This window comes from Curtobacterium sp. 314Chir4.1 (assembly GCF_900215175.1).
GTDB lineage: Bacteria > Actinomycetota > Actinomycetes > Actinomycetales > Microbacteriaceae > Curtobacterium > Curtobacterium pusillum_A.
The window spans coordinates 674,224-685,868 of sequence record NZ_OCMI01000002.1; the positions used below are offsets into that span (position 1 = coordinate 674,224).

Consider the following 11,645-nt stretch of genomic DNA (forward strand, 5'->3'; position numbering starts at 1 on the left):
GGTCTACGGTGTCGTCCATGATCGGAACACTCGACGTCGTCGTCCTGGACTGCCCCGACCCGCGCGCACTCGCACGGTTCTACGTCGAACTGCTCGGCGGCGAGATCGTCGCGTTCGACGAGGACTGGGCCGAGATCGCCCTACCGTTCACGGATCTCCGGCCGATCCTCGCCTTCCAGCAGGTGGCGGAGTACCGCAAGCCCGAGTGGCCGGGGCAGGACGTCCCGCAGCAGAGCCACCTCGACGTCAAGGTCGACGACCTCGACGCCGGCGAGACCGCTGTCCTGGCGATCGGTGCGACGGCGACCGGTTCGGGGACGGACACCTTCCGGGTCTACCTCGACCCCGCCGGGCACCCGTTCTGCCTCATCCGACCGAACGACTGATTCGCCGGTGACGGTGATCCGTGCGGTCCTGTTCGACCTCGACGGCGTGATCTGCCTCCCACCAGATCGCGGCGATCGAGAGTAAGCAGGGCACGATGCTCGGTTTAATTCTGATGCCGCCCCTACTCGTCGATCGGCAGATTTTCCCAGCCCAAACCGTCGATCTGTTCTACCCACCCGTGAATGACGTCTACGCCTTCACGGAGGCGGACGAGCCCATTGCTGATTGACTGCGTTGGTTTCTTCATGTCCCGAGACAGCTTCTGCAGAGGAACGACGGATTGAAGAAGTCCCTCTGTATTGATCACGGTCACCTGGGCCTCGTCGTCCAAGTTCCGCAGACTGTCGAAGTAGAGGTCGAATGCTGCACGGGCACTGGGGTCTCCCGCGACTTCGTCTCGTGCTCCAGCGATCAAGACCTGTACGCCGCGGTCAACGGCAGCCAGCCGACTGATGAACTGCTCGCCATGAGCCTGAAGGTCGTCAGCAGGACCCTGCAGCCGCGCCGCGATCTTTCGAAGGAGCGTCAGCCTCCCAGCGAAGGACTGTGTCTGTGCGCCGCCAGCTTTGATCTCGGCCGTGCCCTCCTCTGCGACATGCCCCAGTGCTCGGATGTCCGCCGACATCGCCTCGACCGTCGTCGTCCACTCCGGCATGGCCAGTTCCATCTCGGCCAGGCGCTCCAGAACGCCTGATTCATCCTCCTCGGCGTCGGGCTCGCCGAGATTCGCAGCTTGCGTAGCCAAGTCGACCTGGTCGACGATGGCGTTTGCCTCGACGAGCTGCTTAGCTAGTTTCTCGACGGCGAGCGTGTATTCAGATGAATTACGCGCGGCGTGACGTAGCTGCGTCCAGTCCACCCACTGGATGTCTACGATCGCGTCCATCAGGTCATCGCGTTCCTTTGGCATTCGGAGAGCCGGTACGTCCACCCACAAGATGGGCATCACAAGCTGTCTCACCCCGAGAGCTGTCGCTTCGTCGGTAAATTGCGTCATCTCACGCCGACACTCAACGCTCTTGAAGAATCTAGGAGTGATCACAGGGACGAAGAACGCCACTGATGCAAGCGCCTGATTGATGACGTCTTTCCAGGCCTGACCCCAACTGAGGTCGTCACGATCCAGGAAGAGGTCGATGGCTTCTGCCGTCTGCATCTCGTACTCGGCGACGATGTCCCGTGCTAGCTGAGCGATGCGACCGTGAGACGCATCGTCGTCGGCGTGCACGTAGGACCAAAATCCGCTGGCGTTCCCACTCTGCATGAACTGAGGATAAGGCAACTCTTGAGGACGAAGCTGACGAGCTGTACCGGCGGGCTGACGCGTGCGCACGAGTCGGAACTGAGCCAGCGGACGCGGGTTTCGATCTGCGGTATAGGACATCCGGACATCAGGTAACCCGCACGCGGTGATGCCCTGCATCTACTTCGTCCCGCACCAGCCCGATGTCCGCGGGTGCCAACTTCGCTGACGGCGTCGGCGTCGGTGTCGGCGAGAGATCCGGGTACGAGTAGACGTACTCCGTCCCGCGGCTCCCGTTGCGCAGCGAGCACCGCCTGGTCTCGATGTGGTCCGTCGAGCCGTCGGCCGCGTTGCTGACCGAGGGATCGCCGCCCAGGAGTTCGACGGTGTGGTCGCCGATCTCCCGCAGGCCCGCGCGGGCGTCACCGCCGGCGAAGTGGGTCTCCGCCGCCGTCGGGGGCTGCGCCTGCTCGTACGCGGATCGAGCGGTCGACACGAGGTGCGATCCGATGAGCGTGCCGTTCGTCAGGACGGCGATCGCGAGCACCACGAGCGCGGCGATCGTCCCCACGATGGAGTAGTGCTCGTCGTAGCGACGGATGGCGAGCTGCACGATGACGGTGAGCGCGGAGACGAGGACGGGCAGGGCGGCGGCGCCGAGGTACCAGCCGAGCACCGCGCCGTCACTGAGCCGGTCGTCGCCCTGCCCGACCTCTGCGCGGATGTACACGATGAGCTGGACCAGCCAGCACACCAGCAGTGTCCCGGGGAGCAGGACCGCGATCGCGATGCCGGACCCGACACCGGTGGTGCGGTCGTACTCGCTCATGCGGCCGGGAGGGCGAGGCCCTCGACGACCTGCACGTGCGGCAGCGCGCCCAGCACCGAACCGGGCAGGAACAGCTTCGCCGCACGGCGGCCCGCGCCGATGACGGCATCGGGGGCGTCCAGCACGCGCGAGTCGACGTACACCGGCCACGCGGTCGGCAGGCCGATCGGGGTGATCCCGCCGTACTCCATGCCGGTGAGGTCCACGGCCTGGTCCATCGGCGCGAAGCTGGCCTTCCGGACGTCGAGGAGCTTCTTCACCGTGCGGTTGACGTCGAGCTTGGTGGACGCGAGCACCACGCACGCGGCGAACCGGACGTCCTCGCCGCGCTTGCCCGCGACGACGATGCAGTTCGCACCACCGTCGAGCGGGAAGCCGTAGGCCTCCGAGAACGCCGCGGTGTCGGCCAGCTCCGGGTCGATCGGTGCGGCCTCGATCCGGTCGGCCAGCTCCGTGGGCAACTCGGTCACCGCGGACGCCACGGGAGGAGCCAGCAGTTCGGGGGCGGTCAGGGCGGGAACCCGTTCGAGCGTCGGCATGCCGTCCAGCCTAGGGAGCGCGCCGCCACCATGCTGAGGACATGTCGACGTACGACGGACACCTCACCGCACTCGCGGGCGCGGCGCACCAGTTCGACGCTGTGCTCCGGACCGGGGACCGCACGGCTCCCGTGCCGTCGTGCCCGGGCTGGAGCGTCGCGGACCTCGGCGAGCACCTGACGGACGTGCACCGCTGGGCGCTCGGACAGCTGATCGGCGACGAGCCGGAACCGCATGCCGATGCCGACCTCGCGGACCGCTTCCGTGCCGGCGCCGACGAGTTGATCGGTGCACTCCGCACACGAACCGCGGAGACCGCCTGCACTGCGATCTACCCGCCCGACACGGCCGCGACCTGGGCGCGGCGGCAGGCGCACGAGACGGCGATCCACCTGTGGGACGCGCAGCAGGCGCTGGGAGGCGACCCGCGCCTCCAGGCAGAGCTGGCGACCGACGGCGGCCGAGAGGTGGTGGACGACCTGTACCCGCGACAGGTACGGCTCGGCCGCATCGAACCGCTGACGGAACCGGTCGCCTTCGCGTTCACCGACGCACCCGGCGAAGCCGTGCTCGGCGGCGGCGAGCCCGCCGTCCGCGTCACGGGGCGTGCTGCGGACGTGCTGCTCGTCCTGTGGGGACGTCGGACGATCGACACGGTCGACCTCACGGTGCACGGCGATCGCGGCGCACTCGACCGGGCGCTCGGGACGAAGCTGGTGCCATGACCGAGCTCCGACCCGTCGACCTGGACCGCTGGCCACGCCGTGAACACTTCGAGCACTACCGCGACCGGGTGCCGTGCACGTGGGAGATGACCGTCGAACTCGACGTCACCGACTTCGCCGAGGCCGTGCGCGCGACGGACCGGCGGACCTACGCGTCGCAGATCTGGGCGATCGCGTCCGTGGTGAACCGGCACACCGAGTTCCGGATGCAGCTGCTCGACGACGGGTCACCCGCGGTCTGGGACGTGGTGCACCCGATGTTCACGGTGTTCCACCCCGACACCGAGACGTTCTCCGTCCTGGTCGTCCCGTACGACGAGGACCCCGCCCGGTTCCACGCGGCCGCCGTCGCGACGATCGAGCGGTACCGGGACGACCACCGGATGTTCCCGCAGGAGGACCGCCCGAGGAACGTGTTCGACATCTCGACGCTGCCGGGGACGTCGTTCACCGGGTTCGCGTTGCACGTGCGGGACGGTTGGGACCACCTCCTGCCGATCGTCACGATCGGCAGGTACCGGTTCGTCGAGGGGCGCACGATCATGCCCCTCGTCGTGCAGGTGAACCACGCGGTCGCCGACGGGTTCCACGGGTCGCGGCTCGTCGAGGAGCTCCAGACGGTGTTCGCCGACGCGGGATGGGTCCGGGGATGAGCACGGGTCCCTCCGTCCGAACAGCCGTCCCGAGCGACGCGGCGGCGATGGCGCGGGTGCACGTCGCCTCGTGGCGGTCGACGTACCGCGGGCTGATGCCGGACGCGGTGCTGGAAGACCCGGGGTTCGTGGCCCGCCGCGAAGGGTTCTGGACGACGGCACTGACGGACGAGCGCTTCGCGACGAACCGGGTCGCGGTGGCGGAGCACGACGGCGAGGTGGTCGGGATCGCGATGTCCGGACCGGTCGCGGACGCCGACCCCGGGGTGCGACACCTGTACGTCCTGTACCTGCTCGACGGGCACCACGGTTCCGGAGCGGGCAGCGCGCTGCTCGACGCGGTGATCGAGCCGACGGAGCCCGCGGTGCTGTGGGTGGCGGACCCGAACCCGCGGGCGCAGGCGTTCTACCGGAAGCGCGGGTTCGTCGCGGACGGTGTCGAGCAGGTCGAGGACGGCGTGCGCGAGATCCGGATGGTCCGGCTGCCGGAGGGCCGCGTTCTGCACAGCGGTTGACCGTCCTGGTTCACGAGGGCCGGGTCCTGCGAACCGGGACGGTCACCGGGCGAACGGAAGGACCGGTCCCGCCGCGATCACCCCGCGACCGGCTCCAGCGAGGTCGAAGGCGAGGACGACGGCGACGCGGACGGGGTCGAGGACGTCTCCGCGCTGGGCGTCGCGGACGGCGGCGTACTCGGTGCCGGCGTCGCTGTCGCCGTCGTGCTCGGCGCCGTCGTCGCGGTCGGCGTCGGAGTCGCGGACGCCGATGGGGTCGGGGCCGGGGTCGACGGCTTCGGGGTCGGGGTCGACGGCTTCGGGGTGGGTGCCGGCGCCTTCACCGTGGTCGTCCGCCACCGCTTCGCCGCTGCGTCCCACTTGATCTGTCCCACGGTGTACTTCTTGCCGGAGTTCAGCACGACGTCGCCGTTCGACGGTGTGAGCAGCGCCGCGTCCACGGTCACGAACGGCGACACCGCGGAGACCCGCTGCGAAGCCGTCCGGGACAGCAGCGCCCCGGCGCGCTTGGTCGTGGAGTCGAGAACGACCCGCACCGGCGACGCGGCGGCGGAGTTCAGGCGGACGCCGGCCCCCGACGCGCCGGGCTGTGTCGTGTCCCGGATCGTCATCTGCGCGGGAGCGCGGAGCAGCGCGATCGCGCGGCCGCCCTGGTAGCCGGAGACGGTGATCGCCGTGCTGGTGGTGGCATCGGCGTCGGCGACCCAGAGCGAGCCCGAGGCGCGGGAGACCCGGGCGAACGACGCCTTCGCGATCCGGTACCCCTTCGCGGCTGCGTCGATCGCGAACACGTTGCCGTCGCGCGCGGCCGACGAGTCGTCACTGATCGCGAGGGTGCCGATCTTCGCGGCGGCACGCACGAGGCGCACCGAGTCGAACTTCGGGGCGAGGACGGGGCACGAGACGTTCCCGATGGACGCCGTCCCGATCGACGCGACGGCGAGGGCGACCCCGATGCCGTTCCCGGTCCGGATCGATCGGTTCGTGAGTCGACGCACCGTCACGGAGGAGGCCGAGGTCGCGGAGACACGCACGATGCCGCCCGTCGGGGCCGGGGCGCTCGCCGGCCACGTGACGTCCTGCACGACGAGGTTGCCGAGGGTCCCGACGGCGAGGTTCACCGACGGTCCCCCGTTGCCCACGGCGGTGACGTCGGAGATCGTGCCCTCGAACCAGGTCGGGCCGGCGTAGTCGACGATCTGCACCGGCGACCGGCCCGTGACGGAACCGGCGAGCCCGGAGGCCGTGAAGCGACGGATGTGCCGCTGGGCCCCTGCGGCTCCGGTGCCGGAGGTCACCTTGAGCAGGCAGAGGCACGACTGTCCGTAGACGTCCTCGACGGTGACGTCGGTGATGTCCCCTTCGCAGTCGCCCAGCCGGGAACCGTCGTGCGACTGTCCGTCGACCGTCGTGAACGCGACGAGGTCGTCACCCGTCCGCACCCCGGTGATCCGACGCACCGCGATCGACGATGACGGCCCCTGGAAGTGCACACCGTCCGACGCGGTGTCGACGAAGGCGATGTCCTCGACCGTGACGTTGCGGACGTCGCCGAAGGACACGGCGTACTGACCACCCGTCTGCGCGCTCCCCGTCGAGTGCACGGTGAGGTCGGACAGGGTCACCCCGGAGGCCCGGCGGAGGAGCAGGCCGTGCGACTGAGTCGTCTGGGACAGCCCGTTCGCGTTCCGGTTCGTCCACGTGCCGCCGGTGATCGTGATGTCGGAGTCGTCCGGCGGGAAGAGGTAGGCCGTCGCGGCCGTCGCCGACGAGGTCGCCGGCACGTTCAGCGTGGCCCTGGTCGGCGACTGCACGGACACGATCCGTCCGTACATCGAGCCGGGGGCGCCGGCACGGGCAGCCCGTGGTCCGACGCCGAGGACCTGGACCGCTCGGCCGACCGACGCCGCGCTGAAGACCGCTGCCTTCGTGACGACCACCGCGGACCCCGCCTTCACGGCGGCGGTCGTCGTCGCCGTCGGCACGGCTGCCTGGTTCCGCAGGACGTTGTCCGAGGCGGGGCCGGTGACGCTCGCGGAGGTGGCGTCGAGGTGGGTGCCCGCCGGGATGACGAGCGGTGCCGTCAGGACGATGGTGCCGCGGAGCACCCGGACGCCGCCTGCCGCCAACCACGCGTTGACCGCCGCCGTGCTGCTCCTCGGGGTCACCGACATCGTGGTCGTGTCGGCAGCCGAGGCGGATCGTGCGCTCGTGACGGCGGTGGCGACGGCGGTGAAGGCGCCGACGGCGGCGAGCCCGAGCGCGCGGCGGCGCGAGGGCAAGGTGGAGGGGAGGCTCGGGAGGCCTGACATGCGGGTCGTTCCGTCCGTCGCCGCTACGGGCGCTCCGGGCCGTGCGAGGACGGCGGACTGATGGGTACTCATGTCACCGTAACGGGCTCGTTGCAGCGCTCCGAGCCCACGTTCGGGGGCATCGTCGGGCAGCCGCCCCGCACGTCGACAGGACCGCACGGAGTACAACGGCCGCATGGTCAACGCCGTCGTGCACGTCGAGCTCATCGGCCCGGAGCCGGAGCGCCTCCGCGTCTTCTACGCCGCACTGTTCGGGTGGGACGCCCCGGCCGGTGCTCCCGTCGCCGACGCGATCTCGGTGCCGACCGCGTACTCGTTCATCGACCCGGTCCCCGACGCCGGCCCGGTCGCCGGTGGGATCGGCGGCGGCCCCGGCTTCGCGGCGCACGCCGTGTTCTACATCGGCGTCGACGACGTCGCGGCTGCCCTGCAGCAGGTCGAGGAGCTCGGCGGCAGCGTCGTCCTCCCGCCGCAGCGGAACGAGGGCGGTGGCGTGGTCGTCGGCCACTTCCGTGATCCCGCCGGGAACCTCGTGGGGGTGGCCGGTCCCGTCTGACGGACTGGAGGCGCGGGGCGGGCCCGCACCGTGCCTCCAGTCCGATGGGCGTCGCGTCCGGTGAGACGCCGTGTCGGACACGAGACACGGCGACGGCGTCGAGACGCCGCCGGATCCGGCGGCGTCTCGCGGGGCGGGCGGCGTCTCGCGCGCGGGACGGCGCGCGCACCTCGCGGTCAGGAGGCGCGCGCCTCCAGCGCCTGCTCGTACTCGTGCCGGACGGCGTCGCCGCCCCGGCGGCGCCAGTCGCGCACCGTCGCCCTCCAGGACGACACCTTCGCCCGCCCGAGCAGCACGTCGTTGATCGCGTTCGTCGCGAACGTGCCGATCGCCGGTCCCTTCGTCGAGTTCGTCGGCGAGTACAGGCCGTAGACGGGGTTCGGCAGACCGCTGTCGAGCCACGAGGCGAGCGACTCGTACACGGTGTCCGTCATCGTCGGGTTGCCGGCGTAGTACAGCGGGAGCGGGCACTCCGTGAAGTACTGCAGCGGGAACTCCCCCAGCCCCGTCTCGCTGTTGCCGGTCTTCGTGAGCACCGGGGCTCCGTCGCTGTACTCGAAGTCGCGGCCCTCGATGCCGAACTTGCGGTAGGTCCAGGCCTCGGTGCCGAAGGGCGACGCGCACCAGTTGAGGACCTCGAGGAGCATCCGCACGCGGGACTCCGAGCCCGCGGCGACCGATGCGATCGTGTTGTTCGGGTCGCCCAGCCAGGGCTTCGCGGTCGCCCCCGACGGGCCGACGAACGGGGCGATCGTCAGCTCGAAACCGGAGCCGGGCGTCGCCTGCTGCAGGAGCCCCGGGATCGCGCTGTACGTGTCGGACAGCATGAGCGCGGAACCCTGCACGAACCAGACCTTGCCGTTGTAGGCGGTGATGCTGTCCGGGTGGACGAGGTCCTCGGCGATGAGCCGGCGCGAGACGTCGAGGAGCTCCTGGTACTCCTCGAGCTCGTACATGTGGGTGAGGCGACCGCCCTGCTGCTGCCACTGGTTCGGCAGGCCGAGCATCGGCGCGATGACGTTCGTCGGCACCGAGGCGAGGGCCCAGCGGTTCGCGTGCGGGTCGGAGACCTGCTTGCAGAGGCGGACGAACTCGTCGACGCTCGAGAACGACGGGTCGACGCCGAGCCGTTCGAAGCGGTCCTGGCGACGGTGCAACGCCTGCGAGGTCAGCGGTCCCCGGGGCACCGGGACGCCGTAGATGCCGCCCGAGAACACCGTCCCGCGCCACGACGCCGTCGGGAGGTTCGCCAGGTACGGGTAGTCGCGGACGCCGCTGCCGGACAGGTACGGGCTGAGGTCGGCGGCCTTCGCCTCGAGGAACTGCGGTAGGTACGAGAACGCCTGGTTGATGGTGAAGACGTCGCCGAGGGTGTCGCCGGCGACCTGGGTGGCGAACTTGTTCCCGAAGTCCGCGTTCGGGGTGATCGTCAGGTCGAGGTCGATCCCCATCCGCTCGTCGAGTCCCTGCCAGTACGGGTTGCTGCCCTTCGACGGCGGGACGGGCGAGTTCGTGGGGACGCTGCCGTGCACCGTCGACCCGTCGCCGGGCTTGCCCTTCGTCGGCACGAGGGTCGCCGGGATCGTCCGGAAGGCGCTGGGCATGAGCGGACTGGTCTTCGGCAGCACCGGTTCCGGTCCGCCGGTCCAGGGCACGTAGTCCGGCAGCTGCACGGACTTGTTGATCGCCTTGACGTCGGTCGAGCGGGTCACGGTGGAGCAGCTGGCCAACAGACCGGTGGCCGCGATGCCGATCCCGCCCGCGATGAGCGTGCGGCGACTGAACGAGGAGGTCATGGTCAGCCCTTCACCGCGCCGGTCAGGACACCCTTGGCGAAGTGCCGCTGCAGGAACGGGTAGACGATGAGGATCGGCACGATCGAGACGACGAGGATCGCCATCTGGATCGACGCCTGCGGGGGCAGCGCGTCGGAGGACGTGCCGAGGTCGGCGCCGCCGAGCTGCGCGTTGTTGATGACGTAGGTCCGGAGCACGAGCTGCAGGGGCCACTTCGCGGTGTCGTTGATGTAGAGCAGGGCGTTGAAGAACGCGTTCCAGTAGCCGACGGCGTAGAACAGGCCGATGACGGCGAGCACGGCCTTCGACAGCGGGAGCACGATGCGCCAGAACACGGCGAAGTCACCGGCACCGTCGATGCGCGCCGACTCGAGGAGCTCCTTCGGGATCGCCATGAAGAACGACCGCATGACGATGACGTTGAACGCGCTGAGCGCCGTCGGCAGGATCAGCGCCCAGTACGAGTCGAGCAGACCGAACTGCTTGACGACGAGGTAGTTCGGGATGAGTCCCGGCGCGAACAGCAGGCTGACGAGCACCAGGCTCAGCACGAACCCGGAACCGTAGGACCCCGGTCGGCTCAGGGCGTAGGCGAGCATGGCGCTCACGAACAGGCTGATGAGCGTCCCGACGACGGTGATGCCGATGCTGACGAGCATGGCGCGGGTGACGACACCGCCGGCGAAGATGCTCTCGTACGCGCCGAGGTCGACCCCCTTCGGCCACATCACGAACCCGCCGGCGTCGTTCACCTGGGCGACCGGAGCGAGGCTGGTCGACACGATGCCGACGAACGGCAGGATCACGACGAGGCAGATCACGAGCAGGACGAAGCCGGTCAGGAGCCGTCCGGGCAGCGGCGGGGCGTCCGGTCCCCCGCGCTTGCGCTTCCGTGGCCCGGGGACGGTGACGGTGTGCGTGGCGGTCACTTCGACTCCTTCTGGTAGACGCCCGCTTCGCCGAAGACGTGCGCGAGCTTGTTGGCGCCGAGGACGAGCAGGACGCCGACGACGCCCTTGACGAGGCCGACCGCGGCGGCGACGCCCCACTGCCCGCCGAGCACGCCGTTGTTGTAGACGTAGGTGTCGAGGACCTCGCTCGCGGCCCGGCCGACGGCCTGCTGCTGGAGGAGGATCTGCTCGAAGCCGACCGTCAGGGAGTCCCCCAGCCGGAGGATGAGCAGCAGGATGATGATCCCGCGCATGCCCGGCAACGTGACGTGCCAGAGCTGGCGCCAGCGGGAGGCGCCGTCCATCTTCGCCGCCTCGTACAGGCTGGCGTCGATCGAGCTGAGGACGGCGAGGAACAGGATCGTCGCCCACCCGGTGTCCTTCCAGATCACCTGGCTGGTGAGCAGGGCGATGAAGCCGTTCGGGTTGCCGAGGAAGTCGATCGCGTCGCCGCCGGCCGCTCGGATGGCGTTGTTGACGAGCCCCGATCCGCCGAGGATCTGCTGGAAGACCGCGACGACGATCACCCACGACAGGAAGTGCGGCAGGTAGAGGACCGACTGCACGACCTGCTTGATCCGCTCGGAGAGCAGCGAGTTGAGCATGAGCGCGAGGATGATCGGCGCCGGGAACACGAAGACGACCTGCACGAGCGTGATGAGCAGCGTGTTGCCGAGGGCGCGGAGGAACTCGGGATCGCCGTCGAAGATCACCGAGAAGTTCTCGACGCCGACCCACGGGCTGCGGCCGAGCGGCACGAACGGCAGGTACTCCTGGAACGCGATGAGGTTGCCGAGGAGCGGCAGGTAGTGGAAGGCGAGCAGCAGCGCGACGCCCGGCAGGCCCATGAGGAGCAGGACCCGGTCGCGCCGGATCCGCTGCCAGGTGCTGCGGCGGCGGAGCCCGGGGTCGGGCGGTGGTGCGGTGTGCGCTGTGGTCGTCGCGCGGACGTCGAGCTTCGTCACTCGTGGGGCCTCCTCCGTTGGATTCCTGGAGCGACCCTCTCGGCCGTGGCAACGGTGCGGCAACCCGTTGCCAAGAATTTCCATCGTTGTAACGGTCCATCGTCGGCGCGCTCGCGGCGGTGGCCGATGATCGGACTGGAGGCACGTGGCGGCCCCGCCCCGCGCCTCCGGGATT

Annotated in this window: 12 protein-coding genes; 5 read left to right on the forward strand and 7 right to left on the reverse strand. The window is 69.8% G+C overall.

Annotated features, from left to right (window positions below; all coding sequences use genetic code 11):
• Positions 1–17 precede the first annotated feature (17 nt).
• Positions 18–386 carry a VOC family protein gene (locus CRP27_RS08140; protein WP_176505511.1) on the forward strand — a complete coding sequence of 123 codons (369 nt, stop codon included), beginning with the start codon at positions 18–20 and terminating at the stop codon, positions 384–386.
• Between the two features lie 122 nt (positions 387–508).
• Here the strand turns inward: CRP27_RS08140 and CRP27_RS08145 are convergent, their stop codons facing one another.
• The 3 genes from CRP27_RS08145 to CRP27_RS08155 form a co-directional block, all read right to left on the reverse strand.
• Positions 509–1,651 (reverse strand): toll/interleukin-1 receptor domain-containing protein, encoded by a 1,143-nt coding sequence (locus CRP27_RS08145; protein WP_176505512.1) that lies wholly within the window; start codon positions 1,649–1,651, stop codon positions 509–511.
• Positions 1,652–1,778: 127 nt separating this feature from the next.
• Entirely contained in the window at positions 1,779–2,459 is a 681-nt protein-coding gene (locus tag CRP27_RS08150; RefSeq protein WP_097180160.1) for a hypothetical protein, read from the reverse strand.
• Positions 2,456–2,998, reverse strand: coding sequence for a YbaK/EbsC family protein (locus CRP27_RS08155; RefSeq protein WP_097180161.1), 543 nt, complete (start codon positions 2,996–2,998; stop codon positions 2,456–2,458). The genes CRP27_RS08150 and CRP27_RS08155 overlap by 4 nt, the downstream gene beginning before the upstream one ends.
• A 41-nt stretch (positions 2,999–3,039) precedes the next feature.
• On the opposite strand from CRP27_RS08155, the gene CRP27_RS08160 reads away from it, so the two are divergent.
• The 3 genes from CRP27_RS08160 to CRP27_RS08170 are packed head-to-tail and all read left to right on the forward strand — an operon-like array spanning position 3,040 to position 4,891.
• Positions 3,040–3,723 carry a maleylpyruvate isomerase family mycothiol-dependent enzyme gene (locus CRP27_RS08160; protein WP_097180162.1) on the forward strand — a complete coding sequence of 228 codons (684 nt, stop codon included), beginning with the start codon at positions 3,040–3,042 and terminating at the stop codon, positions 3,721–3,723.
• Positions 3,720–4,376 (forward strand): CatA-like O-acetyltransferase, encoded by a 657-nt coding sequence (locus CRP27_RS08165; RefSeq protein WP_097180163.1) that lies wholly within the window; start codon positions 3,720–3,722, stop codon positions 4,374–4,376. The genes CRP27_RS08160 and CRP27_RS08165 overlap by 4 nt, the downstream gene beginning before the upstream one ends.
• Positions 4,373–4,891, forward strand: a complete 519-nt coding sequence (locus tag CRP27_RS08170; RefSeq protein ID WP_217990707.1) for a GNAT family N-acetyltransferase — start codon at positions 4,373–4,375, stop codon at positions 4,889–4,891. The genes CRP27_RS08165 and CRP27_RS08170 overlap by 4 nt, the downstream gene beginning before the upstream one ends.
• 77 nt (positions 4,892–4,968) lie before the next feature.
• On the opposite strand, the gene CRP27_RS08175 is transcribed toward CRP27_RS08170, so the two are convergent.
• Positions 4,969–7,203, reverse strand: a complete 2,235-nt coding sequence (locus CRP27_RS08175; RefSeq protein WP_097180164.1) for a hypothetical protein — start codon at positions 7,201–7,203, stop codon at positions 4,969–4,971.
• Positions 7,204–7,378: 175 nt separating this feature from the next.
• Between CRP27_RS08175 and CRP27_RS08180 the strand changes: the two genes are divergently transcribed.
• Positions 7,379–7,759: a VOC family protein gene (locus tag CRP27_RS08180; protein ID WP_097180165.1), complete on the forward strand. Its 381-nt coding sequence runs from the start codon at positions 7,379–7,381 to the stop codon at positions 7,757–7,759.
• A 176-nt stretch (positions 7,760–7,935) separates the two neighbouring features.
• Here the strand turns inward: CRP27_RS08180 and CRP27_RS08185 are convergent, their stop codons facing one another.
• The 3 genes from CRP27_RS08185 to CRP27_RS08195 are packed head-to-tail and all read right to left on the reverse strand — an operon-like array spanning position 7,936 to position 11,470.
• Positions 7,936–9,555, reverse strand: a complete 1,620-nt coding sequence (locus tag CRP27_RS08185; protein ID WP_097180166.1) for a hypothetical protein — start codon at positions 9,553–9,555, stop codon at positions 7,936–7,938.
• 2 nt (positions 9,556–9,557) lie between these two features.
• Positions 9,558–10,484, reverse strand: a complete 927-nt coding sequence (locus CRP27_RS08190) for a carbohydrate ABC transporter permease (protein ID WP_097180167.1) — start codon at positions 10,482–10,484, stop codon at positions 9,558–9,560.
• Positions 10,481–11,470 (reverse strand): sugar ABC transporter permease, encoded by a 990-nt coding sequence (locus CRP27_RS08195; RefSeq protein ID WP_255257483.1) that lies wholly within the window; start codon positions 11,468–11,470, stop codon positions 10,481–10,483. The genes CRP27_RS08190 and CRP27_RS08195 overlap by 4 nt, the downstream gene beginning before the upstream one ends.
• Between the last annotated feature and the right edge of the window lie 175 nt (positions 11,471–11,645).